This is a genomic window from uncultured Microbacterium sp., from assembly GCF_963521645.1.
Lineage (GTDB): Bacteria > Actinomycetota > Actinomycetes > Actinomycetales > Microbacteriaceae > Microbacterium.
In genome coordinates this window covers 1-25301 of sequence record NZ_CAUQVQ010000008.1, presented here as the reverse complement: position 1 = coordinate 25301, position 25301 = coordinate 1, and the positions used below count along the sequence as shown (strand labels likewise).

Sequence of the window (25301 nt, the reverse complement as noted above, 5' to 3'; positions counted from 1 at the left end):
TCACCGGGCGCCTCTCGCCGCGCTCCGGGAGATGCCCACGGCTCGCGAGGGCACAGGGTTCCGCAGCGATGCAGCACGCGTATGACCTTCGACCCGGTGACCCCGACGCCTGGGCAGCACCGTGGACGTATGGAGAACACGCACGCACACCGCATCGTCGTCGGCGTCGACGGATCCCGCTCCTCCGTCGCCGCCCTCCGCTACGCTGCCGACATGGCTGTGGCGCTGAAAGAGCCTCTGCACGTCGTCACGACGTGGACCGCTCCCCCGATCGAGCCGTACCTGGCGATCGAGTGGTCACCCGCAGAGTACGCCCGCGAGATCCTCGACGAGTCGATCGCGGAAGCATTCGGAGACGAGCCGCCAGGAGACCTCACCAGCGAGGTGCTTCTCGGACCGGCAGCGCGCACACTGATCCGGCTCAGCGACTCGGCCTCGATGCTGGTGCTCGGCAGCCGCGGACATGGCGGCTTCGTCGGACTGCTGCTCGGATCCGTCAGCGCGGCCTGTGCGGAGCACGCGCACTGCCCTGTGCTGATCGTGCACACGAAGACCGCGAGCGACGGCGAAGCCGGCCCTCCGCCCGGCGACGAAGAGCTGAACCCTTGAGATCCGCGGATTCGCGATATCTCATCGTCGCCGTCAGTGCGGTGGTGCTCGCCGTCGTCGTCACCGCATCCCTGATCGGCGGCGGGAGCGAAGGCCGATGGATCGCCACGATCTACGTCGGTGCGTTCATCGTCTGGACTCTGGCGAGGATGGTGCGCGACGTGCTCCGTGGTCACGTCGGTCTCGACATCCTCGCGCTGGTCGCCATGATCGCCACACTCGCGGTCGGCGAGTTCGTCGCATCGCTCATCATCGTGCTCATGCTCTCGGGCGGAGAAGCGCTCGAGGACTTCGCCGGGCGACGTGCCGCGCGCGACCTGTCGGCGCTCCTCGACCGCTCTCCGCGCATCGCGCATGTGCTGCGGCATGCCGCCACGGGTGCCGAGGACGACGTTCATGATGTTCCCGTGCACGACGTCGAGATCGGGGACGTCCTGGTGATCCGGCCCTCCGAGATCGTGCCGGTCGACGGGAGCCTGCTCACCGAGGCCGCCTCTTTCGACGAGTCTTCACTGACGGGTGAGAGCATGCCGGTCGCCCACTCGGAGGGCGACGAGATCTTCTCAGGCGCGATCAACGGGAATCACGCCGTGCTGGTGAGGGCGACACGCACCAGCGAGAACAGCCAGTATCAGCAGATCGTCGCGCTCGTGAAAGCCGCCGAGGAATCCCACGCGCCGGTGGTGAGACTGGCCGATCGATTCGCGATCCCCTTCACCGCGGTCTCGATCCTCATCGCAGGTGCAGCCTGGGCGCTGTCGGGCGATCCGACGCGGTTCGCAGAAGTCCTCGTGCTCGCGACACCCTGCCCGCTCCTGATCGCTGCACCCGTCGCCTTCCTCGGCGGCCTCTCCCGCGCTGCCAGAGCGGGGGTGATCATGAAGGGCGGTGCCGTGATCGAGCAGATCGCCCGGGTACGGTCCGCCGCTTTCGACAAGACCGGCACCCTCACCCAGGGGCGACCGGAGCTCGTCGATGTCCGTCCCGCCGAGGGCTTCGACGCCGACGAGCTGCTGATGCTCGCGGCATCCGCCGAGGGATACTCCTCGCATGTGCTCGCCGAGGGGATCCGCCGCGCCGCTGCGGATCGCGGCCTCGGTCTGCGTGTTGCCAGCTCCGCGCGCGAGGACGCGACGAACGGCGTGGTCGCGATCATCGACGGACGCACCGTCTCGGTGGGGAAGCCCGCGTACATCGCCGCGATCGCACCGGATGCTGTGCGCACCGCGCTCTCCACAGGAGAAGCCGCCGCCTACGTCGCGGTGGACGGACGCTTCGCCGGCGCTCTCGTGTTCGCCGATGACCCCCGCGCCGACGCCGCCGCGGTCGTCTCGTGGCTCCGATCCAACGGCGTCGAGCGCATCGTGATGCTCACCGGCGACGTGCGCTCGACAGCCGACGAAGTGGGCAGGCAGACCGGGATCCACGACATCCACGCGGAGCTCCTCCCGCCGGAGAAGGTGCGACTCGCGCAGGAGCTGCAACCGCGTCCGGTGATGATGATCGGCGATGGCGTGAACGATGCGCCTGTGCTCGCTGCAGCGGACGTCGGCGTCGCGATGGGCGCGAAGGGAGCCACAGCGGCCGGAGATGCCGCCGACATCGTGATCCTCGTGGATTCCCTGGCGAAAGTCGTGGACGCCGTATCGATCGGACGACACACGCTGCGGGTCGCCCTGACCGCGATCTGGATCGGGATCGCCCTGAGCCTCGCGCTCATGATCATCGCGACGACCGGGATCATCCCGGCCGTGGTCGGCGCCGTCACGCAGGAGTTCGTGGACCTGGCGACGATCCTCTTCGCCTTGCGGGCGCTTCGCGGACCCAGCGATGCCCCTGGCGACGTGCGGAGGAGGCCGTAGACCCCGCATCCGCGGAGGCGACAGCGGTGTAGATCCGACCCTCGATGCTCAGCGGAACGAATCGCACCCACTTTCGTCCGTCGACGCCGCGGGGCAGCGTCGGATCCCGGCGCAGGGACGCTCCGTCCTCCGGCGTCGGCTCATCGGCGTACCCGATCAGCGCGACGCTGAACGCCTCCGTGGCGTCATAGCCGTCGATCTGCACGGTCATCAGGCCATGAGCATCGCCCCCATCCGGCGAGCCGCCCGACGCCGTCGCGAACAGCAGTCCGCCGTTCTCCACCACATGAGGCACGGGTTTCGCCTCCCGACCGTCCATCACGTGCGCCGCGATACGGATGTCTGCGTGGGCGAACCTCTCCCAGCACTCGCCCTCGCGCAGCCGCCTGCACCGCACACCGCCTCCCCACGGGGATCCGGACCACTCCGTCGTCGCCATGCAGAGAGCGTGGCCTGTGCGGCGCGGGTCCTCCGGGTCGAAGGTCCCGCGCACGACGATCCCCGCACCTGAGGTCGGCTGCGCCTAGAGGACCTTCGACCCGGCTCCCGCGCACACGATCGTTCACGCTGAAGTAGGGAAAGGAGTAGAGCATGTCCACGAACCCTCCTCCGGTCGGCGCACGTGACACAGCCGTTCCGCTCGCCGCCACGGATCCTTCGACCCGGTCGTTCGTCGCCACCTGGATGTTCGCCTGGCTTCTCGGGTTCCTGGGGGTCGATCGGTTCTATCTCGGCAAGACGGGCACCGGCATCCTTGAACTGCTCACGGTCGGCGGCTTCGGCATATGGTGGCTGATCGATCTCATCCTCACGCTCGCCGGCGTCCAACGAGACAAAGAGGGCCGACTCCTTCCCGATTTCGCCGAGCACAAGATGATCGCGTGGACCATCACGGCCGCAGGCTTCGGGCTCTGGCTCCTCACTGCCGCCATCTCCGGAGTCTTCGACCGGATGCCCGAGCAGTTCTGGCCGATGATGCCCTGGTGGTACGTCCCCTGATCCGCAGTACGGGTCGCCCTGTCAGGGCTTCCCTGCTCGGGCTGCGACCTCATACCCGTACGCCGTCGCGGATGCCTGCCAAGAGCTTCTCTCCGATGCCCGGCACCGCCAGGAGATCGTCGACGGAGGAGAATCCGCCGTTCTCCTCGCGCCACGCGACGATCCGCTCGGCGAGTGCCGGACCGATGCGAGGCAGCGTCTCGAGCGACGTCTGATCCGCCGTGTTGAGATCGATCCGCTCGTCGCCCGGCGGAGCGGGTGCCGCTCCGGTCACCGCGCCCGGCGCAGCCAGAGTGGGCACGATGATCTGCTCGCCGTCGTCGAGCACTCTCGCCAGATTGATGCCGGCCAGATCCGCGGCCTTGGTCGTGCCTCCTGCCGCAGCCACCGCGTCGACCATCCGGGAATCGAGATCGAGGACGTACAGCCCCGGATGCTCGACCGCGCCGAGCACATGCACGTAGAGCTCTCCCGACCCGGCCGAGTCACCGGCATCCTCTGTCAGCGCCACCGACTCCGTGGGCGCGGCCTGCCCCGACAGGAGGCCGAAGCCCACGGCTCCGGACAGCACGACGAGACCGACGACGACCGCCGCTCCGATGCTCACCCGCATTCGGTGAGGTCGCTGTGGGGGCGGTGACTGCTCAGGCATCACGCCACGCTACGGCGCTCGGGAAGCCCGCGGACCGCAGGGGGCCGCAGCCCGTGGACAACGACGTGCCGCGGCATGCTGTGCAGAAATCGCTCAGCGCCTCGCGCGTTCACTATGCCGCGCTGATGACCGTCGACCGTGCGCCGCCGAGACGGACGATCGCTCAGAGCACTTCGAGCGAACTCGCCTCAACTGGCGAGTTCATCGATCCAGCTCGATCGCATCCGCAGGGCTCGCTCCGTGCTGCCGACGACAGCCGCGAGTCCGATGAGGAGATTGACGTGGAGAGGCAGCTGGATCGGAGAGGTGAAGGTGCCGATCGACTCCGCGATCGGCGGGATCTGCGACAGGGCCGCGATGATCTGGGGAACCTCGACGCAGAGGCCCACGGCGACGAACAGCACGGAGAGGATCCCGATTGCCCGGCTCGTCGCGGGATGCCGCTGGTGCAGGCGCGCGCGACGCCCCTCGGCCGATCGCGGATCGGGAGACAGCTGCTCCTCGGTGCCGTCTGCCCGCACGTAGTGGCATCGCTTGAGACCGAAGCCGGTGATCGCCACCTCGATATGGCCGCCCGGCACCACGAAGCGGGTCGGCATCTTCGCGTATGACTGCAGCGCGCCGTCGACGTAGAGGCGGGCGCGGACCTCACCGTCGGTCGCATCGCCCCCGTGGCGCACGTCGACGGCGTAGGTGGACGTCCGGCCGTCCTCCGACGTGAGCGTGATCGAGCGCAGCGAGCGGCTGAACACCTGCCACCAGCGGTAGCGCTGCACAGGCTCGCCGGATCCGGCATGGACACGGCGGGTGCGCCAGCGTGAGATCCCCATTCACCCATCCCTTCGATTAGCACAGTGTGATAGCAGCGAACGACTCAAGCTAGCACACTGTGCTAGAAAGGTGTCACACACGAAGGGCGGACATGGACGCTGAATCGACGGAACCCGGGACCCGGGCCAAGATCCTCATCGCCGCGGCGACGATGCTCGGAGAGAACCCCACGGCGCGACTGAGTGTGAGGGCGGTCGCCGCGCGCGCCCAGGTGAGCACCGGCTCCCTGCGCCACTTCTTCCCCACGCAGCGCGAGCTCATCGACACGGTGATCGCAGCGATGTACGACCTGGAGATTCCCGACGATCCCATCACTGATCGCTCCCTGGCACCGCAGGAGCGCCTTCTCGCGTGCCTGCAGCTGATGCTCAGCCACGTGGGAGTCGGAAGTCGGGCTCGACAGCAGTGGGGCGCCCTCTACGAGGCGTATGTGGCGACCGCTCCGTCCGAAGACCAGGTCGCCACGTACCACGCTCTCGATCGCATGGGCCGCCACCGCATCGAGCAGTGGTTGACCGTCCTTGCAGACGAGGGCTTCATTCCCGCAGACCGGATCGAGGCGCGAGCCCGATTCCTCTCGACAGTGACCACCGGCATCATGACCGAACGAGCGCTGCCTTCCGAGGCGGTGCGCGTCGACACCGAGGAGGAGACCCTGCGTCTCGCCGTCCACGCGGTCGCAAGCGCATGGCCCACCGCATGAATCGGGTTCTCGACGAGCGCATCGCCCCGGGATCTTCGCGGGTGCCTGAGCGCATGCGCCGCCTCGGTCCCCTGGCTCTCGGCTGTCTCCTGACCGTCGTCGCGCTCAGCGGCTGCGTCGCCACGACGGCGGGGCCTCCGAGTGCACCGGTCGCCACACCCACGGCGACCGCGCCGTCGCCCGACGTCGATTCCGTCGTCGACGAGGGACTGACCGCACTCGAGCAGGAGTACGACGCGACCATCGGCGTCGTCACCCTCGACACTGCCACCGGCGCGTCCGTCGCCTACGGAGGTGACCGGCGGTTCGGCTTCGCGTCGACCATCAAGGCGTTCGCCGCAGCGGAGTTCCTTCGGTCGGTGCACGGATCGGATCGCGAGGAGCTCGTCCGGTGGACGACAGAGCAGGCCGCCGCGGCCGGCCACGCTCCCGTCACGTCGCAGCATGTCGACGACGGGATGACCTATTCGCAGCTCGCCGAAGCCGCTGTGCGATTCAGCGACAACGCGGCCCTCAATCTCATCCTCGACAGAATCGGCGGCCCCGCAGCCCTCGACGCCGCCCTCGCAGAACGAGGCGACACCACCACCGAGGTCGTGAACGACGAGCCGACGCTCAACACCATCGAACCCGGCAGCACCGAGGACACGACCACCGCGGCCGCGTTCACAGCGTCGCTCGCGGCGATCTTCGACGGATCCACGATGACGGCAGCAGACGAGGCGCTGCTGATCGGATGGATGAGCGACAACCGCACCGGGGACGCCCTGATCAGGGCCGGAGCGCCCGACGGCTGGGTGGTCGCAGACAAGTCGGGCGGAGCAGGTCCGATACGCAACGACGTCGCCATCGTCACGCCCCCCGAGCGCGAGCCGATCATCATCACCGTGATGACCTCGCGCAACGACCCCGACTCCGCTTTCGACGACGCGCTCGTCGCCCGGACCGCATCCATCGTCCTGAACGCGGTGGGAGGCGGCTGAGATTCCGAGGAGGCGACTGTCACGATGCCGATCTCACCCCCGCACCTGCGCTTCCGCGTGATCGCTTGCTGTCTGCGCGGCCGATCGCATCAGCGCTCTCGTCGAACACGGCGCGGGCGGCGTGCCAGCTGTTCTCGTCGACCCGCAGGGCGCTCCGCAGGTAGGCGGTGCTCATCCGCTGGATGATGGCGACGCGCTCCGGGTTCTCATCCGTGGTCTCGGCCACTTCGTAGCCGACGATCCCGCCGAGGGAGTGCTCCGCACCGAAGAACGTGAGGAGATCGGTGGCGCCGGGGCTGTGCGCGTAGGCATCGGTGAACCAGTCGGGCCCGCGGGTCGACATCTTCGACTGATCGCGATCTCCTGCGACGACGAGAGCGGGGGTGGTGAGCTCTTCGAACGAGGGGCGCATGAACGGGAAGTGCGCCTGTGCGAACGGATGCAGGTCGTCGCCGCCGAGCCCCGTTGCCGCGAACAGGATGCCGGCCATCACGCGACTGTCGGACATGTCGTCCCCGACCCGGCCCCCGTCGTCCAGGATCCGCGCACCCAGCAGCGACTGCACCGTCTGTCCGCCCCAGGAGTGACCGGCAGCAGCGATGCGGCTGCCGTCCATGCGGCCCGCGAGTCCCGGCACGGCTGCCTCGATGGTGTCGATCTGGTCGAGGATGCGGGTGAGATCCGCGATCCGTTCCGTCCAGATCCTGGGGAACACCGGGTGGTCGAACCCGAAGCCGTTCCGGCGCGAGTCGAGGTGCGTGGGCTGGACCACGACGAATCCTCGGGAGGCCCAGAACGCGGCAAGCGGCGCGTAGCCGTCGAGATTCCACCCGTTGCCGTGCGAGAACACCACCACGGGGAGGCGCGAGCCGGACGTCGGCGCGGACACGCGCACCTCCAGCGGGACCGGTCGACCGGGGGCCGACAGGGTGACGGGACTGACGGAGACGACCGGAGCCCCGGCTCCGATGATGCCGTCCAGTGCGTCGACGAGAGGCTGGGCCATTGCGATTCCTTTCTCCGGGTGCGCTCTGCGATACTGTTTATCGGAGCGACGTTCCGCAACGTTACGGAACTTTGTTCCGTTACGCAACCGCACGCTCATCGACCGGCGAGGTGGACCCATGGATGACACGGACAGCGACACAGCGCAGACCTCGCGGCCCTCGCAGGTGGGTCGGCCACGTCGAAGTCAGCAGGCGCTCCTCGACGCGGCGGCAGCGGTGTTCGCCACCTCCGGAGTCGACGCTCCGGTGCGAGAGATCGCCGCGAAGGCAGGCGTCGGCGTGGGCACGATCTACCGTCACTTCGCGACGCGACCGGAGCTCGTCGTCGCGGTCTACCGGCATCAGGTCGAGGCGTGCGCAGAGGCGGGACCACGGCTGCTCACCGAGAGCGCCACACCCGAAGCAGCCCTGCGATCGTGGATCACGATGTTCGTGGAGTTCCTCGTCACGAAGCACGGACTCGCCGACGCGCTCCGAGGAGACGGCGCGGACTCCGACGCGCTTCATGCCTACTTCGTCGGGCGCCTCGTGCCGGTGTGCGACGAACTGCTCGCGGCGGCCCGAGCAGGCACCGACGCGCAACCGCCCGTCGATGCCTACAACGTGCTCAAAGGTGTCGGAAACCTCTGCATCGGTGCGGCCCATGATCCCCGCTACAGGGCCGACACTCTCGTGCAGCTGCTGATCTCGGGCGTGCTGAACTGACTCCGGCCGCCCCAGGGAAGAACCCCTCGGGCGGCCGGATGTGCAGAGCCGGTGAGCCGGCGATGAAGGCGGCGGAGATCAGCCCTTGACGACGATGCTGACGATCTTCGGCGCGCGCACGACGACCTTGACGATCTCCCGATCGCCGATCGATCGGATCACGCGCTCGTCGGCACGCGCGAGCGCCTCGAGCTCCGCCTCGCCGATGCGCGCAGACACCTCGAGCTGCGCACGGATCTTGCCGCCGACCTGCACGACGGCCGTCACGGTGTCTTCGACCAACAGCACCGGGTCGGCGGAACGCCAGGTGACGAGTCCGACGGAGGGCTCGTGCCCCAGCGCCTCCCACATCTCCTCCGCGGTGTGCGGGGCGATCAGGTCGAGCATCACGGCGACGGTCTCGGCGGCCTCGCGGACGGCGGGATCCCCCGCGCCCCCGGCGCCGTCGATCGTCTTGCGTGTGCCGTTCACGAGCTCCATCAGACGCGCGACCAGCACGTTGAACTTCGTCTGCTCCACGAGTCCCGGCGCCTCGGACAGCAGCTTGTGCGTGGTCCGGCGCAGCGTGGCATCGCCTCCCGCGAACACGACGTCGACCGGGCTGGAGACCTCGTGCGCGATGCGCAGCGCCCGAGAGAGGAACTTCTGCGCCCCGGTCGTCGAGACGTCGGCCCAGTCCTTGTCGTCCTCCACGGGGCCGGCGAAAGCGAGACCCACCCGCAGCGCGTCGGCGCCGTGGGCGTCGAGCTCCTCCTGGAACAGCACGAGATTGCCCTTGCTCTTCGACATCTTCTGACCGTCGAGCAGCACCATTCCCTGGTTGATCAGGTTCGAGAACGGCTCGGTGAAGTCGATGAGGCCCATGTCGAAGAGGACCTTGGTGATGAACCGCGCATAGAGCAGGTGCAGGATCGCGTGCTCGACGCCGCCGATGTACGAGTCGACGGGCGCCCACCGCGCGGCCTGCGCAGGGTCGAACGCCATGGTGTCGCTGTTCGGCGACAGGAACCGCAGGAAGTACCACGAGCTGTCGACGAACGTGTCCATCGTGTCGGGGTCGCGCAGCACCGGCTCGCCGGACACGGGATCGACCGTGCGCACCCAGCTCTCGGCGCCACCCAGGGGCGAGGTGCCCTTCGGCTTGAGGTCGAGGCCTTCCACACTCGGCAGCGTGACCGGCAGCTTGTCCTCGGGGACCGGGATGATGCTGCCGTCCTCCGCGTGGAGCATCGGGATCGGCGTCCCCCAGAAGCGCTGACGCGAGATGAGCCAGTCGCGCAGCCTGTAGTTCTTGGCGGCACGTCCGGTGCCGGATGCCTCGAGCTGCTCGATCGCGCGGGTGATCGCGTTGCGCTTCGAGAGCCCGTTGAGTGCGCCGGAGTTGATCATCCGTCCTTCGCCGGTGAGAGCAACGCCTGTCGTGGCAGGGTTCTGCTCGTCGAGGGCGGCACCGGTGTCGATCGGCACGCCCTCGTCGTCGACCTCGATCACGGGCATCGCTCCGGTGATCGGAGCGGTCGTGTCGACCACGACCTTCACGGGCAGGTCGAAGGCGCGGGCGAAGTCGAGGTCGCGCTGGTCGTGGGCCGGCACCGCCATCACGGCACCGTGGCCGTAGTCCGCGAGCACGTAGTCCGCAGCCCAGATCGGCAGCTTCTCGCCGTTGACCGGGTTGATCGCGTAGCGCTCGAGGAAGACGCCCGTCTTCGGTCGATCGGTCGACTGACGATCGATGTCGGTCGTCTTCTGCACGTCGCCCAGGTACTTCTCGAAGCGCTCGCGCACCTCGGCCGGGGCGTCGCCGGCCAGCTCGGCCGCGAGATCGCCGTCCGGGGCCACGACGAAGAACGTCGCACCGTGGAGCGTGTCGGGGCGGGTGGAGAAGACCGTGACGGGCTCATCGCGCCCCTCGATGCGGAAGTCGACATCGGCACCGATCGAGCGACCGATCCAGTTGCGCTGCATCTGCAGCACCTTGTGCGGCCAGCGCCCTTCGAGCTGATTCAGGTCGTCGAGCAGCCGGTCCGCATAGTCCGTGATCCGGAAGTACCACTGGGTCAGCTTCTTCTTGACGACCTCGTAGCCGCAGCGCTCGCAGCGCCCGTCGACGACCTGCTCGTTCGCCAGCACGGTCTGATCGTTGGGGCACCAGTTGACCGGGCTCTTCTTCCGATACGCCAGTCCGCGCTCCGACATCTTGAGGAACAGCCACTGGTTCCAGCGGTAGTACTCGGGGTCGGAGGTGTGCAGCACGCGGCTCCAGTCGAACGAGACGCCGTAGGCCTCGAAGCCGACCTTCTGCTGAGCGATGTTCTGGTACGTCCACTCGCGGGGGTCGGCGCCCTGGCGGATCGCCGCGTTCTCCGCGGGGAGTCCGAAGGAGTCCCACCCGATCGGGTTCAGCACGTTGTGCCCGCGGTGACGCCAGAAGCGCGCCACGATGTCGGAGTAGAGGTAGTTCTCCGCGTGCCCCATGTGCAGATCGCCCGAGGGATAGGGGAACATCGCGAGCACGTATCGGCGAGGACGGGTGTCGTCGTCGCCGCCGGTGAGGAACGTGCCGTTCTCCGCCCAGTACTTCTGCCACTTGGCCTGGATGGCGTGCGACGAGGAGGACTCCTCGTCGACGGGAGAGGTGGACAGGTTCTCAGACAACGAACACACGACCAATCTGAAGGGAAAAGGGGATCAGTTCAGGATATCGGAAGCCCAGGCGACAGGCATTTCCGCGCCGAGTGCGGCGAGCGGAGCGGTCGCCTTGGTGGCGACCTCGGCGACCTCGGCGGATGCGATCGATCGCCAGGTGATTCCGCCGCCCGCTCCGACCCGAGCGCCGTGCCCGTCGAGCACGATGCTGCGGATGACCATCGCGAGGTCGATCGCGCCGTCATCGCCCACGTAGCCGAAGCATCCGGAGTAGATCCCGCGCGGCCCGCCCTCGAGCGCGCTCAGTTCGGTCATGGCCGACAGTTTCGGGGCCCCGGTCATGCTGCCTGCGGGGAACGCGGCTGCGAGCAGGTCCCCGAACGTCGTCCCCTGCGCGGCCCTACCGCTCACCGTGCTGACCAGCTGATGCACGGCCGGATACGTCTCCACCGCCCAGAGCGCGTCGACGCGGATCGATCCCGGCTCGCAGACACGTGACAGATCGTTGCGCATCAGGTCGACGATCATGACGTTCTCGGCGCGTTCCTTGGGATCTGCCGCGAGCTCTGCGGCGAGCGCGGCGTCGTCTGCCGCATCCCGCCCGCGCGGACGCGTGCCCTTGATCGGGCGCGTGCTGATCCTTCCGCTCTCGGAATGCAGGAACTGCTCGGGACTGGCGCTCAGAAGGGCGACGTCCCCGATGCGCAGGAACCCGCCGTGGTGCGCGGGAGTGGCCGACCGGAGACGGCGATATGCTGCGACGGCGTCGTGGTCGCCGGGCACGGAGAAGCGAGTCGTGAGACAGAGCTGGTACGCGGTGCCCGCCCGGATCAGCTCACGGCAGCGCTCGATGAGCGCGGCGTACTCGCCGGGAGTGTCGCGTGCGACCGCCGTGCGAGACGGGGCCGGCGGGACGACGTGCATCGCCCCTTCCGACGTCATGGACGTCACGCAGGCGGCCCAGTCGTCGAGGCCCGATTCGTGGGCCATGGCCCAGACACGACCCGTCGAGTGGTCGAAGGCGGCCATCCGGGTGATGCGGAGTCCGGCCTCGTGCGGTTCGCTCCCGCTCTCGGCCGTCGGCGCACCAGCCGCACGTGCACCGGACTCGTAGTCCAGCCACCCGACCCAGCCGCTGTGCAGGGGCGGTGTCGCCGCGGCCGTCGTCGATCCGACATCGATGCGCACGCCGCGGGGAACCGCCGAGGGCTCCCCCGTGCCGACATAGCTCCAGCCGTCGACCGCCGATGCCCCCGCATCGAGCCAGAAGATGTCATCCGCCTCGGAGTGGAGCGCGAGGAACAGTGCCTCGGGGTCGACCGCGCGGGTCAGGATGCGAGCGGTCAGACGGTCTGGCACGTTCTCAGCCTAGGCCTCCTGTGCTCCCGTATTCTCAAGGAGTGGATGACCTGCTGCTGTGGCTGTTCGACCTGATCCAGTCGATCGACCCGGTCACGCGCACGCTGATCGCCGGGGCCGCCGTGATGCTGGAGACGAGCATCCTCATCGGTCTGATCGTTCCCGGCGACACGATCGTCATCATCGCCTCCATGGGTGTCTCCGGACCGATCGAGGCTGCCGCCATGGTGCTCGCCGTGGTGGTCGGCGCGTTGATCGGCGAGAGCATCGGCTTCTGGCTCGGACGCTGGGTCGGTCCGCATATCCGTCACTCGTGGATCGGCCGCCGCGTCGGCGAGGCGAACTGGGTGCGCGCGGAGAACTACCTCGCTCGTCGCGGCGGCATCGCCATCTTCCTGTCCCGCTTCCTCCCCGTGCTCCACTCGCTCGTGCCCCTCACGGTGGGCATGAGCCATTTCTCGTACCGTCGCTTCATCGCGTGGACGACACCCGCCTGTCTGCTCTGGGCGGCCGCATACGTCAGCATCACGTCGCTCGCGGCGGGAAGCTTCCGCGAGCTGGTCGATCGCGTGCATTTCGCCGGGTACATCTTCGTGGGGATCATCGCTCTCTTCCTGGTCCTGATCTACGTGGGCAAGAAGGTGCTGGCGCGTCTGGAGTCCCGCCACCTCGAGAGCGGCGAGACCGGCACGCAGAGCAACGCGGACATGAAAGACTGAAGCAATGGCTCCCGCACCCCCGGCGCCCCGGATCCACTGGTTCGCGCGTCTCGAACACCGCTTCCACGTGTGGCGGGAAGGACGAGCGCGCCGCCGTGGCCGTACGGCCACGATCCTGCCCTTCCCCGGTTACGGCGGCCCGGGGTGGGTCCGCGTCGTCGGACGCGTGCTCATCGTCCCTCCGCAGCGGCGCACGAAGAACGGCGAGCCCGCGAGCGTCCGAGGGTGGCGGAGCTTCGTCGGCATCCCGGTGAGCTTCGCGAAGGTCACCGTGCAGATCGGCGACTCGGTGCATCATGTCATCGCCGACCGGGGCGGGGTGATCGACTCGGTGGTCGAGTCGACGCTCGAACCGGGATGGCAGACCTTCACGTTCTCGGTCGAGGGCCAGGCGCCCGTCGAGACGACCGCATTCATCGTCTCGGAGTCCACGCGCTTCGGGGTGGTCTCCGACGTGGATGACACCGTCATGGTCACGGCGCTCCCCCGACCGTTCATCGCGGCGTGGAACTCCTTCGTCGTCGACGAGCACGCTCGCCTGCCCGTGCCCGGAATGGCCGTGCTCCTCGACCAGGTGCTGCGCGAGCACCCCGGGTCCCCCATGATCTACCTGTCCACGGGCGCGTGGAATGTCGCTCCCACGCTGACCCGGTTCCTCGGGCGGCACCTCTTCCCCGCCGGATCCATGCTGCTGACGGACTGGGGCCCGACGCACGACCGCTGGTTCCGCAGCGGTCGCGAACACAAGCTCACCAACCTTCGACGGCTGGCCGGCGAGTTCCCCGACATGAAGTGGCTGCTGATCGGCGACGACGGACAGCACGACGAGGCGATCTACTCCCAGTTCATGGACGAGCACCCGGATTCCGTCGCCGGTGTCGCCATCCGGCGTCTGCTTCCCGCCGAGGCCGTGCTCGCCGGCGGTCGTGCCGGGCGCGAGCCGCACTCCGAGGACGTCGCCCCGTGGGTGAGCGCCGAAGACGGCGCGGGTCTGCGCGATCTGCTCGGCGAAGCCGGCATCCTGCGCTGACATGATCCTGTCCCGGGCTGAGTGGCAGCGGCGCGAGGCCGCACACCAGGAGCGCGCCGACTCCCTCACAGCCGAGCACCGCGCACGATCGGCGCGCGGGGAGAAGCATCCGGTGTGGGATTTCCTCTTCACGTACTACTCGTACAAGCCGTCGCAGTTGAGGCGGTGGCACCCCGGCGCCGGCGTCGAGCTGGAAGACGCGGCCGAACGTGCGAGTTGGCGCTGGTACTCCCCCGGCGTCTCCGCGGGAGGAGCGGTGCCCGATGCCGAGGCCTTCGCCCGTGAGAAGCCGGAACTCGCCGCGCTCGTCGAGCGGATGCTGACACGCACAGCCTCCCGCCCCGGGCAGTTCGGATGCTTCGGCCTGCATGAGTGGGCGATGGTCTATCGCGCGGATGAGCATCGCCATGCCGTGCCCCTGCGCCTCGGTCAGGCGGGCACGGATGCGGTGGTCGAGCGCCATGAACTGCGCTGCACGCACTTCGACGCCTTCCGCTTCTTCACCGCGGAGGCAGTGCCGCTCAACCGCGCATCGCTGACCCGAGACGAACAGCCCCTCTTCGAACAACCGGGGTGCTTGCACGCCGGCATGGACCTGTACAAGTGGGCGCTCAAGCTCGGTCCGCTCGTACCGGGCGAGCTGCTGCTGGATGCGTTCGAGCACGCGAGAGAGATCCGACTGCTCGACATGCAGGCGGCGCCGTACGACCTGTCCGCCTGGGGTGTGGTCCCTGTTCGCATCGAGACCGCCGAGGGCAAAGCCGAGTACGTGCGTCGTCAGCGCGTCTTCGCCGAGCGGGGTGCCACGCTGCGCGCCGCACTGCTGGAGGCGTGGCGCGGAGCCGATCTGCGCACCGCATCCGCCTGAGCGCGCCCCGCGGGAAAGCCTCAGCCGACCGGTTCGCAGTCCTCGCAGAGGCCCCAGTCCGCGCCCGCCGCGCTGGACTGCAGCCGCAGCGCCATCACCCGTGTCGCGGCGTCCGCGAGCCGATCCGCGGAGAGTGCACCCGACTCGACCGCCGCTGTCACGCCGTCGGCGATCTGTCCCGCCGTCTGGTCGGTCGATCCCGCGATCATGAGCACCAGGTCCGTGCCGGCCGTGAGCGCCGCGACCGCATTCGCGACGGGATCCGCGTACGCGGGGACGCCCGAGGACTGCAGCATGCCGAGATCATCGCTCACGATCACCCCCTCGAAGCCGAGTTCGTCGCGCGCGATCTCATGCCACCGCGCTGACAGCGATGCGGGAGCAGCATCCACCGAGGTGTAGGCCAGGTGTCCGAACATCAGCAGCGAGGCGCCGGCGTCGATCCCTGCGATGAACGGCACCGCGTCGGAAGCTCGCCACTGCTCCCACGTCTCGTCGGTGCTCGGGATCGCGTGATGCGAATCGCCCGGCGCGGCGCCGTGCCCGGGGAAGTGCTTGAGCGTCGACGCGAGGAACCTCTCCTGCGCGACGGTGGCCGCGGCGACCCTTTCGGCGGCGGAGGTCTGATCGGTGCCCAGCGCTCGACCGTAGATGAACGACGAGGGGTCTGCGGTGACGTCGGCGACCGTGCCGAAGTTCACGGTGATGTCGTGCTGTGCCACGAGAGAGGCCCGGGCGGCGAAGGCGGCGGCCGTGCGATCGACCGGCTCTGATTTGAGCGTCCGGGATGCGGGGTAGTCATCGTCCGAGAGCCGGGAGACGATGCCGCCCTCCTGGTCGATCGCGATGAGCGGTGGCAGTTCGGAGTCGGCTCCGAGGGCAGCCGTGATGGCCCGCAGCTCGTCGTCACTCGCCGGGATGTTGCCGCCCATCAGGATGAACCCGCCCCACCCCTGAGCCATGTACGCGCGCAGCGCATCGGGGTCGGTCGTCGAGATGTGGCCCATCACGACGCTGGCCGCCTGCTCGCGCGTCGTCATGTCCGCCACGAGCTCGGCGGCGCGCTCTTGGGGACCGGGAGCGATCGTCTGCGGGATCCCGACTCCTGCCGGCGCTGTGCTCGAGGTGCCGGCGTGGGTCGCTGTCGTGGTCTCGGCGACCGCGGGGCCGCCCGACACCGCCGTCGGCATCGCGAGCGCGACGATCCCGAGCAGAGCCGCCCCGGCCGTGCAGATGCCGCGACGCGTCCGGATCCGACGCGTCATGATTCTCAGGCGCTGAGCAGATCGGCGATCGGAGCCGAGTCCTCGTCGCTGCCGTTGCCGAACCGGATCGTGCGCCCGAAGGTCGACGGGGTGCCCAGCGTGACGGCGATCACGCGCGCGACGTCGGCACGGGACACCTCTCCCTTGCCCTCGGGATCGAGGACGATGCGCCCCGTCGGCTCGTCGAACGTGAGCGTGCCCGGGCCCAGGATCGTTCCGTCGAGGTCTGCGCCGCGCAGGTGCTCGTCTGCGGCCCACTTCGCGTCGGCGTAGGGGAAGAAGTCCGAGTCCCCGGGCACGCCGTGGTCTGCCTTCGATCCGATCCACGACACCATCACGTAGCGGCGGACTCCCGCCTCGACGGCGGCGTCCATGGTGCGGATCGCAGCATCCCGATCGACCGCATATGTGCGCTCGGCGGACCCTCCGCCCGCCCCCGCCGACCAGACGACGGCATCATGGCCGCGGATGATCTCAGCGAGTTCATTCACCCCGAGAGACTCGACGTCGGCGACGAGCGCGTGCGCGCCCGTCTGCTCGACCTCCGCGACGTGGTCGGGGTTGCGGATGACGCCCGTCACTTCGTCGCCGTCGGCGACGAGGAGCGGTGCGAGAAGCAGTGCGATGCGGCCGTGACCGCCGAAGACGATGATGCGCGACATGTGTTCCACCCTACGCTCCGGTACCGACGGCCGCTGTGGGGTTGCGATCGGTGCGCGACCGTGCAAGACCGGACTCCGGTCGAGGTCGGCGGCATCCGAGAGCGACCGCGCTGCTCAGACCGACGTGCTGCGCTCGGATGCCTCGCGAAGGGCCCTCTGCACACCTGTCGCCGCCGAGCGTCCGGCCCGGTTGGCTCCGATCGTGCTGGCAGAGGGGCCGTAGCCGACGAGCTGGATGCGATGGTCCTTCACGGCCGTGGTGCCCCGCCCGGCGCGATCGAGCTGGATCCCACCCGACTCGCTTCGCAGGTGCAGCGGCGCGAGGTGGGCGATCGCAGGTCGGAAGCCGGTCGCCCAGAGGATCACGTCGACTCGTTCGAAGGATCCGTCGGCCCAGCGCACCCCGTCCGGCTCGATGCGTGCGAACATCGGGCGACGAGCCGCGTAGACGCCGAGCCGCTCGGCCTCGCGCTCCTGCTCGCGCAGCATGAGGCCGGTGACGCTCACCACGCTCTCCGGCGGCAGCCCGCGGGCCACCCGCTGCTCGACGAGCGCGACGGCGGCAGCGCCGGCCTCGGGTGTGAAGTCGTCGGTGCGCCACACCGGCTCTCGGCGCGTGACCCACAGCGTGTCGGTGATCGGCGCGAGCGCACCGAGGAACTGCACGGCGGAAGCGCCGCCTCCCACGACCAGCACCCGTTTGCCGATGAAGTGCTCGGGCCCCGGATAGTCGACCGTGTGCAGCTGCTCGCCGAGGAATGTCTCCATCCCGGGGTAGTGCGGGAGGAACGGATGCGTCCAGGTGCCGGTCGCGTTCACGAGAGTGCGGGAGCGCCACGTCCTCTCCCCGGCGTGCACGACGAGATCGCCCTGCTCGTCCTCGACTCGGTCGACGCGGACGGGTCGTACGACCGGCAGACCATGATCGCGCTCGTACGCGGCGAAGTACTCCGGAACCGCCTCATTCGCTCGGCGCCCGTCGCGCGGCGGCGCCACATCGCCGGGGAGCTCGGCGACCCCGTGCACGTCACGCATCGTCAACGCGTCCCAGCGGTGCCGCCAGGCTCCCCCGGGTTCGGTGTCACCGTCGAGCACGACGTGAGAGACGCCCAGGCGTGTGAGGTGGAACGACGCCGAGAGACCGGCCTGTCCCGCGCCGATCACGATGCTGTCGAGGAGGTTCACGCTCGGATCAACGCGTGCGGTGGCGATGTTGTTCCGCGGGCATCGACGGGAAGGATGTCAGAGCGTGATCTGGTAGTGCGTGAAACCGGTGTGGGTCGCCACGCGATCGTACAGACCCCGCGCCGCATGGTTGCTCTCCTGAGTGAGCCAGTACACCTTCGCGCACCCCTGCTCCGCGGCCCAGCTCCGCACGTGCGCGATCAGCATCCGACCGATGCCCGCGCCACGAGCGGCGGGATCGACGAACAGATCCTCGAGGTAGCAGTACTCCGATCGGCTCCACGTCGCCGGATGCGTCAGCCAGTGCACGAGGCCCACGGCTCGACCGTCGTCGTCGCGAGCGATCGCACCGTGCAGGTCGTCGTCCGCCACGAGACGGGCGAAGGTGTCCGCGGTGACGTCGCTCGCGATGTCGGAGCCGTAGAACGCGAGATACCCCGCCCACAGCCGCGACCACTCCGAGAGATCGTGATCCGCGATGGTGGTGATCGTCGTCATGTCTCCAGCCTATTCAGGCGAGCGCGGCGACGCGCCCGGGAGACGCGCGCGGATTGGTGCTGCGCGCGATCCGTGTAGTACTCTGTTCAAGTTGCTTCGAGAGTTCACGGAGCGATTCTGGGCCTGTGGCGCAGCTGGTAGCGCACCTGCATGGCATGCAGGGGGTCAGGGGTTCGAGTCCCCTCAGGTCCACAACGAAACCCGCGAGAGATCGCGGGTTTTCTTGTATCTCTCGGCGTCCGTGAGCAGGAGCCATCCGCGGACGCGACGACCCGCCGCCGCGGCGCTCCCAGGCGCTAGCGGCGCGACAGACCGTCGTCAACCCGGCCACGCCGATCCCGCATCCTCCGTAGGGTGGGACAAGAGCACGGGCGGACCTCCGTGTGGGCGACGTCACGGGAGGCGCACGGATGCCAGAGCTGTCGGTCGATGCGGAGCACCTCCGAACCTCCGTGGTCATCCCGGTCAAGGACGATGCCCCGCTGCTCGCCCGCTGCCTCGAGGCGCTCGCCGCGCAGACCGTTCCACCCGACGAGGTGATCGTCGTCGACAACGGCTCCACCGACGACTCGGCGGCCATGGCGCTCGCCGCAGGCGCCCGCGTCATCCCGTGCCCCGTGCCGGGCATTCCCGCCGCAGCGTCAGCCGGATACGACGCCGCGCGGGGAGCCCTCGTGCTGCGCCTCGACGCCGATTGCGTGCCGGCACCGACCTGGGTAGCGGAGGTGCGCGACGCCTTCTCGAGCGCCGAGCAGGTCGCGGCGTTCACGGGGCGTGCGCACTTCACCGACGGCCCCCGCGCTCTCCGCGCACCGCTCGCGCTGCTCTATCTCGGCACGTACGCGGCGATGACCGGCGTGGCGCTCGGGCATCTGCCGCTCTTCGGGTCGAACCTCGCCTTCCGCCGTTCAGCCTGGGACCAGGTCAAGGGTGACGTGCACCGCGAAGACGCCGAGGTCCACGACGACCTCGACCTCGCGTTCCACCTCGGCGACGCGTTCACGATCGCTCGGCTGCCTGGGTCGTCGATGGGCATGTCGATGCGACCGCTGACTCAGGGCGCCTTCGGCCGCCGCGTGCGTCGAGGTTTCCGGAGCGTGATGATGCACTGGCCAGAGGACTTCCCTCCCCGTCGCTGGCGTCGTGTCGTCGCGCGCCGTCGTCTCGTCGCGCGACATCGCCGCGCGACGCTCGTTCGCACATCGGCGAGGATCGCCGCATGACAGCATCCGACCCCGCGATTCCCACGAGGAGCGGCGGGACGCCGGTGGGACCGATGGATCCCGACGATCTGCACGTGATGACCTTCAATCTCCGTCGTCCGACGGACAGCGCCCTGCAGCGGCGAGCGGATCGGTGGAGCACGAGAGCTCCGGCGGTCTCGGCGCTGATGCGTGCCACCCGACCAGCCGTGCTCGCCCTCCAGGAGGCGCTGCCGCACGCCATGCCGACCGTGCGCGATGCGCTGGGCGACGCCTACCGCAGCCTCGGTCGCGGGCGCGGGCCCGAAGGCCGCGGCGAGGGCACTCCGCTGCTGTACGACAGCACCCGACTGACCGTGCGGACGTGGAGGCAGGAACCGCTGTCCGATGAGCCGGACCGTGAGGGGTCCCGAGACCGGGGAACCCCGTTCCCGAGGATCCTCGTGTGGGCCGAATTCGAGGACCGACGCACGGGGTCCGTGTTCCTCGTCGTCAACGCGCACCTCGATCCGATGTCCGCCCGCTCCCGCGACCGGTTCGTCTCCCGCACCCACTCGCTGCTCAGGGACCGGGCGCTGCCGACGATCGTGCTCGGGGATTTCAACGCCGGACCCCGCTCGAAGATCCTGCAGCGGATGCGCGACGGTGGGCTGTTGGTCGATGCGTGGACGACCGCGCACACGCGGCGCACACCGGAGTGGGGCACGCACCCGAACTACCGGCGGCCTCGCACCGGCGCGAGACGGATCGACGGGATCTTCACCACGCCTGACATCGACGTCCGATCGGCGGCCATCGACGCCCGGCGCTTCGACGGAGTCTCTCCTTCCGACCACCTGGCCGTGCACGGCATCCTGCGCATCGGAGGAACACGGTGAAAGACGACTTCCTCCGACCACCGGCGACGCCCGGCGACTGGCTCGCCGATGTGCTGCGCCTGATCGGCGTGCTCGGGACGATCGCCGCCGCAATCTGGTTGACACCCACGGATGCGGGGATCGCCGCGCTCGCTCTGCCCGCGCTCATGCTCCCCCGGATGCTGGGCCTCGCCGCCTGGTTCGACATCACCGCCTGTGCGACAGTGCTCGTCGCGGCGTGGAGCAACGTCTTCGACCTCTACCGCACCGTCACCGGCTGGGATCTCGTCCTGCACTTCCTCTGCACCGGAGTGCTGGCGGTCATCGCCGCCGTCATCCTCACCCGGACGGGCGTCGTCGCCCTCGTGGCGTCAGTCGACGACAGCGGGCCCTCGCGGCGGCGTCGAACACCGGTCACCCTCGTCCCGCTTGTCGCGCTCGCGATCAGCGCGGTCTGGGAGATGATCGAGTGGCTCGGCTGGAGATATCTCAGCGATGACATCTTCGTCACCTATGAGGACACGATCGGCGACATGGTGCTGGGAGGTGTCGGCGGTATCGCGGCCGGCATCCTTCTCGCGCTCGTTCCGGTGGGGCGGCGCGCACGGGTTCGCACTGCCGCGACCGCACCCCTCACCTGAACGAACCATCTCGCACCCGAGCGGTGCCGGTGTCGGCCACCGGCGAGACGCGCCTGTGCCCTCTGCCGTCGCCGCACAGGCGCCATACAGGAATGGCGCGACTTACGCGACCCGCGCGCCAGGGGCTTGCCATCGGAGGCAGGCCTGGATAGAAAGACGGGGCGATCGTTCGTCATTCCGGCGTCGGCGCGACCAGGAGGCGCACGCGATGGGACTGTTCCGACGACCGGAGCCGATGACAGCGGATTCGACGAGTCCGGTCGCTGACAGCCTCTGGGCCCGAGGCTTCGGTCTCGTCGCGACCCGCAGCGTGCAGATCCTCGCCGTGCTCGCCGTGGTGGCCGTCGGCGTGCTCGTGATCACGCAGCTGTCGCTCGTGTTCATCCCTGTGACGATCGCGTTGATCCTGGCTTCGGCCATCCATCCGCTGGTCGCGTGGATGCGGCGACGCGGCGTGCCGTCGATCCTTGCGACGTGGATCGCCCTGATCGGCATCCTGGCCATCCTGGGCGGTGTCGTCTGGGTGATCGTGCTGACCGTGAGATCGCAGTGGGACGACCTCGTCGAGTCGGCGTCCGACGGCATCTCCCAGGTGACGGCCTGGCTCGACACGCTGCCGTTCGACATCGCGGCGATCGATCTCGACGACCTCTGGGCGAGCGCGGGCGAGTTCCTCACCAGCGCCTCGTTCGGTCGCGGTGCGCTCGCGGGCGTCTCGGCGACGGCGAGCTTCTTCACCGGTCTCGCGCTGATGATCGTGGTCCTGTTCTTCTTCCTCAAGGACGGGCCGCGCATCTGGGAGTTCATGCTGCGACCCTTCACCGGTGCCAGCTACGCACGTGCTCGCCGCATCGGCGACAAGACCGTGGACGTGTTCGGTGGCTACGTCCGCGGAACCTCGATCGTGGCGGCGGCGGACGCCGTCGGCATCGGCGTCGGCCTCGCGATCCTCCAGATCCCACTCGCACTCCCGCTCGCCGTGATCGTCTTCCTCACCGCGTTCATCCCGCTGGTCGGAGCGACCGCCGCCGGCATCCTCGCGGCGCTCGTGGCGCTGGTGACTCATGGTCCGCTCTCGGCGTTGATCGTCGTCGGCATCGTCGTGCTCGTGAATCAGCTCGAAGGCAACTTCCTGCAGCCGGTGGTCATGGCCCGCTCTCTCAAGCTGCATGCACTCGTCATCCTGCTCGCTCTGACCACGGGGACCATCCTCGGTGGAATCGTCGGCGCGGTGCTGTCGGTGCCGATCGCCGCGGTCGCCTGGGGCATCATCACGGTCTGGGACGGGCCGCACCTGCCGGCCCGTCCGTTCCGGAAGAAGCGTCCCGAGACGGTCTGAACGGCCGGGGCCCGCATGCGTCGGCCGCCCGTTACTCCTTGCGGGCGCGGCGGTCAAGCATCTGCCGCGAGCCGCTCGCCGGCTCTACCGTGAGGGCCACCCACACGAGAGGAGACGACGATGTCCACACCCATTCCCCCACTGGTGCCGATCCCGGACGACGGCGACCCGAACGACAGCGTGCCGCGTCAGGACGTCGACGGAGAGCCCGCGCTCGACGCGGATGCGAATCCCGACGAGATCGACAGCGCTGACGCCGATCGGATCGCCGCGGAGCACGGCACGGCCGAGCAGCGCGACGTCTGAGACGACGACGAGGCAGGCTCCCCTGGAGCCTGCCTCGTCTCGTCATCTCGCCAGTAACGGCGGGAGATGCGGGATCGCGATCGGCCGCGTCGCGCGGCTCGAGTCCTGCACACGTGCCACTTCGTCGAGCACCTCGCGCGCGTTGGCATACCTCACGGCGAGCGGCAGGTCCCGCAGCCAGACGACCTCGACCTCCGTCTCGGCGTACTCGTAGACGCACGCGACGACATGACGAGGATCATCCGCGGCATAGCGCAGGTCGTTGATCACCCACTCCGAGGGCGTGATCCGCTTCAGGACATATCTGGGCTCTGGGTCTCCGGACATTCTTTGGCCTCCATGACTTTCTCCCCGCATGCAGCATGCGTGAACTCGAAGGCAGTCGATAGGGCCTTGACAGTTTGCGCTTGTCGCGCAGTCCTCGGGAGGTCAGCCTCTCGGGCGGATCGTCAGATCGGTCAATGCCGCGTCATCCGGGAGGTCGAGTGCCGTGAGGATGGTCGCCGCGACGGAGTCGGCGGTGATGAAGCGCTCGGGCTCATAGGAACGCCCCTCCTGCTGGTGCACGCGCTCCTGCATCGGAGTGGCGGTGCGCCCCGGATAGATCGAGGTGACGCGGACGCCGTGCTCCGCCTCCTCGGCCCTGAGCGAATCGGCAAGCGCCTTGAGTCCGTGTTTCGAGGCGGCATACGCAGACCAGCCGGCGTGGGCGTGCAGCCCTGCGCCGGAATTGACGAACACGACCCTCCCCCGCGAGACGCGAAGCAGGGGCAGCAGGAGCCGCGTGAGCTCAGCGGGACCGACGAGGTTCACGGCGAGCTGATGCTCCCACAGCGTCGCGGGCAGGTCGGCGACGGGGCCGAGGTCGACGACACCGGCCGCGTGGACGAGAGAGTCGATCCGCTCCGGCAATGCCTGCTTCGACAGAGCCCACGACAATCGGCCCGGTTGAGCCAGGTCCCCCACGATCGTGGACGCACCGGGAAGGGAGTCAGCGATCTCTCGCGCTCGTCCCGCATCACGCGCGAGGAGGAGCACCTGATCGCCTCGGTCGAGCAGGCGACGGGCGACGACCGCGCCGATGCCGGATCCGGCTCCGGTGATCAGGTGGAGGGGCACGTCAGGCGCGATCCGCGGCGGGATCCGCGACCTCGAACGGGACGACCGGGCAGTCCTTCCACAGGCGCTCGAGACCGTAGTAGACCCGCTCCTCCTGGTGGAAGACGTGCACGATCAGATCGCCGAAGTCGAGCAGCACCCACCGCGCTTCGGCACGGCCCTCGCGGCGGACGCGCTTGTGGCCCGCCTCGATCAGCTTGTCCTCGATCTCATCGGCGATGGCGGCGACGTTGCGCTCGCTGTTTCCGGTGACGAGGAGGAAGATGTCGACGAGCGGAAGAGGCTCCGACACGTTGAGCGCGACGAGGTCTTCACCGCCCTTCGAGACGGCGGCGTCTGCAGCGAGCTGCAGCATGTGTACGGCGTTTTCGGGTGACTGCATCAGATTCAGAACACATTCGTGGTGAAGGCCACGATCAGGGCGACGCCCAGCGCGAGCGCGAGACCACCCGCCACGATCGCGAGGATGAGCATGAGTTTGTTGCCCTTTTCCGGGGCCGGCGGTCGGATGACCTCTCCGGCGGGCTTGATGGTGCTGACCGCAGCACTCGCTGCGATCGGCGTCGGCGAGGATGCAGGCGGCAGCTCGCCGTCGATGAGCACGGCGTCCGCCTCCTTGCCGTCGGTCGTGCCGTGAGCATGTCCCTGAGAGCCGAGGCCCCGCGGAAGCTCGTACGAGCCTGTGACGAGGATCTCCCCCGTCGAGGCGACCGGTCCCGACAGCGAGCCCTCGCCGGGCGCCGGGTTGAAGATCAGTGTGTTTCCGCCGCGGTGCTGCGAGCCCGTCGAGTCGCCCACGGTGAGCAGCTCGTCGAACGACGGAGTGAACGGCTTCGCGGGTTCGGTCTCATCGCTCAGCACTGCCTGGCCGAACGTCGAGTTCACGGTGGGTCGCTCTTCGTCCTCCGCCTCGACGTCGGCTGAGGCGTCGTCTGCAGCGGCTGCGGCCGCCTCGGACTCGTCCACGGCCTCCGCCTCGGGGATCACCGACACCTCGTCGTCACGGTCGGCTCCGGACGATGCGCTCACGGGGGCGGCGACCACGATCTCCGCATCGACGTCGTCGTCCACGTCGTCGATGTCTGCGGCGGGCGACTGCGCGGGCTGGATCTCGGCGGGCGATTCGGCATCCGTCGCCTCGTGGGCGGTGGGAGCGTCATCGGAATTCTCGTCATCGCTGTCCGCACCGTCATCGGTGACGGGTGCGTCATCGGTGGCGGGTGCGACCGAGCCCGACCGCGCGCGCTCGAGCTC

27 protein-coding genes and 1 tRNA gene are annotated in these 25301 nt (G+C 68.9%); 15 read left to right on the top strand and 13 right to left on the bottom strand.

What is annotated here, in order from left to right:
- The first annotated feature begins 129 nt into the window (after nt 1–129).
- The 3 genes from RWO82_RS03765 (at nt 130) to RWO82_RS03755 (ending at nt 3470) form a co-directional block, all read left to right on the top strand.
- The gene (locus RWO82_RS03765; RefSeq protein ID WP_314423529.1) at nt 130–609 is read left to right on the top strand and encodes a universal stress protein; all 480 of its coding nucleotides are present in this window, start codon (nt 130–132) and stop codon (nt 607–609) included.
- Nucleotides 606–2471: a heavy metal translocating P-type ATPase gene (locus RWO82_RS03760; protein WP_314423527.1), complete on the top strand. Its 1866-nt coding sequence runs from the start codon at nt 606–608 to the stop codon at nt 2469–2471. The genes RWO82_RS03765 and RWO82_RS03760 overlap by 4 nt, the downstream gene beginning before the upstream one ends.
- 591 nt (nt 2472–3062) lie before the next feature.
- On the top strand, nt 3063–3470 hold the full coding sequence (locus RWO82_RS03755; RefSeq protein WP_314423524.1) for a TM2 domain-containing protein: 408 nt from the start codon (nt 3063–3065) through the stop codon (nt 3468–3470).
- 49 nt (nt 3471–3519) lie between these two features.
- On the opposite strand, the gene RWO82_RS03750 is transcribed toward RWO82_RS03755, so the two are convergent.
- Entirely contained in the window at nt 3520–4083 is a 564-nt protein-coding gene (locus tag RWO82_RS03750) for a ComEA family DNA-binding protein (RefSeq protein ID WP_314423650.1), read from the bottom strand.
- Nucleotides 4084–4310: 227 nt separating this feature from the next.
- Nucleotides 4311–4952: a hypothetical protein gene (locus RWO82_RS03745; RefSeq protein ID WP_314423520.1), complete on the bottom strand. Its 642-nt coding sequence runs from the start codon at nt 4950–4952 to the stop codon at nt 4311–4313.
- Between the two features lie 92 nt (nt 4953–5044).
- On the opposite strand from RWO82_RS03745, the gene RWO82_RS03740 reads away from it, so the two are divergent.
- Entirely contained in the window at nt 5045–5656 is a 612-nt protein-coding gene (locus RWO82_RS03740) for a helix-turn-helix domain-containing protein (protein WP_314423517.1), read from the top strand.
- 41 nt (nt 5657–5697) lie between these two features.
- Nucleotides 5698–6639, top strand: coding sequence for a class A beta-lactamase (gene bla / locus RWO82_RS03735; RefSeq protein ID WP_314423514.1), 942 nt, complete (start codon nt 5698–5700; stop codon nt 6637–6639).
- Nucleotides 6640–6658: 19 nt separating this feature from the next.
- On the opposite strand, the gene RWO82_RS03730 is transcribed toward bla, so the two are convergent.
- Entirely contained in the window at nt 6659–7645 is a 987-nt protein-coding gene (locus tag RWO82_RS03730; protein WP_314423511.1) for a chlorophyllase/cutinase-like alpha/beta fold protein, read from the bottom strand.
- Nucleotides 7646–7763: 118 nt separating this feature from the next.
- On the opposite strand from RWO82_RS03730, the gene RWO82_RS03725 reads away from it, so the two are divergent.
- Nucleotides 7764–8351, top strand: coding sequence for a TetR/AcrR family transcriptional regulator (locus tag RWO82_RS03725; RefSeq protein ID WP_314423508.1), 588 nt, complete (start codon nt 7764–7766; stop codon nt 8349–8351).
- A gap of 78 nt (nt 8352–8429) precedes the next feature.
- Here RWO82_RS03725 and leuS read toward each other — a convergent pair whose 3' ends face one another.
- Together leuS and RWO82_RS03715 are read right to left on the bottom strand one after the other, a co-directional pair.
- Nucleotides 8430–11006 carry a leucine--tRNA ligase gene (gene leuS / locus RWO82_RS03720; protein ID WP_399540708.1) on the bottom strand — a complete coding sequence of 859 codons (2577 nt, stop codon included), beginning with the start codon at nt 11004–11006 and terminating at the stop codon, nt 8430–8432.
- Between the two features lie 33 nt (nt 11007–11039).
- Entirely contained in the window at nt 11040–12356 is a 1317-nt protein-coding gene (locus RWO82_RS03715; protein ID WP_314423502.1) for an anthranilate synthase component I family protein, read from the bottom strand.
- A 41-nt stretch (nt 12357–12397) separates the two neighbouring features.
- Between RWO82_RS03715 and RWO82_RS03710 the strand changes: the two genes are divergently transcribed.
- From RWO82_RS03710 to RWO82_RS03700, 3 genes are read left to right on the top strand one after another with little or no spacing between them, the layout of a single operon-like run.
- The gene (locus RWO82_RS03710) at nt 12398–13075 is read left to right on the top strand and encodes a DedA family protein (protein WP_314423499.1); all 678 of its coding nucleotides are present in this window, start codon (nt 12398–12400) and stop codon (nt 13073–13075) included.
- Nucleotides 13076–13079: 4 nt separating this feature from the next.
- Nucleotides 13080–14105: a phosphatase domain-containing protein gene (locus RWO82_RS03705; RefSeq protein WP_314423496.1), complete on the top strand. Its 1026-nt coding sequence runs from the start codon at nt 13080–13082 to the stop codon at nt 14103–14105.
- Between the two features lies 1 nt (nt 14106).
- On the top strand, nt 14107–14973 hold the full coding sequence (locus tag RWO82_RS03700) for a 3-methyladenine DNA glycosylase (protein ID WP_314423493.1): 867 nt from the start codon (nt 14107–14109) through the stop codon (nt 14971–14973).
- 20 nt (nt 14974–14993) lie between these two features.
- Here RWO82_RS03700 and RWO82_RS03695 read toward each other — a convergent pair whose 3' ends face one another.
- The 4 genes from RWO82_RS03695 to RWO82_RS03680 form a co-directional block, all read right to left on the bottom strand.
- Nucleotides 14994–16238 carry a glycoside hydrolase family 3 N-terminal domain-containing protein gene (locus tag RWO82_RS03695; RefSeq protein WP_314423491.1) on the bottom strand — a complete coding sequence of 415 codons (1245 nt, stop codon included), beginning with the start codon at nt 16236–16238 and terminating at the stop codon, nt 14994–14996.
- 5 nt (nt 16239–16243) lie between these two features.
- Nucleotides 16244–16900, bottom strand: coding sequence for an SDR family oxidoreductase (locus RWO82_RS03690; RefSeq protein ID WP_314423489.1), 657 nt, complete (start codon nt 16898–16900; stop codon nt 16244–16246).
- Nucleotides 16901–17014: 114 nt separating this feature from the next.
- A complete protein-coding gene (locus tag RWO82_RS03685) occupies nt 17015–18085 on the bottom strand; it encodes an NAD(P)-binding domain-containing protein (RefSeq protein ID WP_314423486.1) in 1071 nt (356 codons plus the stop codon).
- A 57-nt stretch (nt 18086–18142) separates the two neighbouring features.
- Nucleotides 18143–18583, bottom strand: a complete 441-nt coding sequence (locus RWO82_RS03680; RefSeq protein WP_314423483.1) for a GNAT family N-acetyltransferase — start codon at nt 18581–18583, stop codon at nt 18143–18145.
- Between the two features lie 119 nt (nt 18584–18702).
- Here RWO82_RS03680 and RWO82_RS03675 point away from each other — a divergent pair.
- The 6 genes from RWO82_RS03675 to RWO82_RS03650 all read left to right on the top strand — a co-directional run bounded on the left by RWO82_RS03675 (nt 18703) and on the right by RWO82_RS03650 (nt 22928).
- Nucleotides 18703–18775 (top strand) — tRNA-Ala (locus RWO82_RS03675).
- Nucleotides 18776–18993: 218 nt separating this feature from the next.
- Nucleotides 18994–19806 carry a glycosyltransferase family A protein gene (locus RWO82_RS03670; RefSeq protein WP_314423480.1) on the top strand — a complete coding sequence of 271 codons (813 nt, stop codon included), beginning with the start codon at nt 18994–18996 and terminating at the stop codon, nt 19804–19806.
- Nucleotides 19803–20663, top strand: a complete 861-nt coding sequence (locus RWO82_RS03665; RefSeq protein WP_314423477.1) for an endonuclease/exonuclease/phosphatase family protein — start codon at nt 19803–19805, stop codon at nt 20661–20663. Before RWO82_RS03670 ends, RWO82_RS03665 begins: the two co-directional genes overlap by 4 nt.
- Nucleotides 20660–21283, top strand: a complete 624-nt coding sequence (locus tag RWO82_RS03660) for a hypothetical protein (protein WP_314423475.1) — start codon at nt 20660–20662, stop codon at nt 21281–21283. The genes RWO82_RS03665 and RWO82_RS03660 overlap by 4 nt, the downstream gene beginning before the upstream one ends.
- 208 nt (nt 21284–21491) lie before the next feature.
- Nucleotides 21492–22622, top strand: a complete 1131-nt coding sequence (locus RWO82_RS03655) for an AI-2E family transporter (protein WP_314423473.1) — start codon at nt 21492–21494, stop codon at nt 22620–22622.
- A 120-nt stretch (nt 22623–22742) separates the two neighbouring features.
- Nucleotides 22743–22928 (top strand): hypothetical protein, encoded by a 186-nt coding sequence (locus tag RWO82_RS03650; protein ID WP_314423470.1) that lies wholly within the window; start codon nt 22743–22745, stop codon nt 22926–22928.
- Nucleotides 22929–22970: 42 nt separating this feature from the next.
- Here the strand turns inward: RWO82_RS03650 and RWO82_RS03645 are convergent, their stop codons facing one another.
- The 4 genes from RWO82_RS03645 to RWO82_RS03630 form a co-directional block, all read right to left on the bottom strand.
- A complete protein-coding gene (locus RWO82_RS03645) occupies nt 22971–23255 on the bottom strand; it encodes a hypothetical protein (RefSeq protein WP_314423467.1) in 285 nt (94 codons plus the stop codon).
- Between the two features lie 102 nt (nt 23256–23357).
- On the bottom strand, nt 23358–24047 hold the full coding sequence (locus RWO82_RS03640; protein WP_314423464.1) for an SDR family oxidoreductase: 690 nt from the start codon (nt 24045–24047) through the stop codon (nt 23358–23360).
- A gap of 1 nt (nt 24048) precedes the next feature.
- Nucleotides 24049–24429, bottom strand: coding sequence for a ribosome silencing factor (gene rsfS / locus RWO82_RS03635; protein WP_201470043.1), 381 nt, complete (start codon nt 24427–24429; stop codon nt 24049–24051).
- Between the two features lie 5 nt (nt 24430–24434).
- On the bottom strand, nt 24435–25301 hold an 867-nt coding region (locus tag RWO82_RS03630), incomplete at its 5' end, for a hypothetical protein (RefSeq protein ID WP_314423460.1).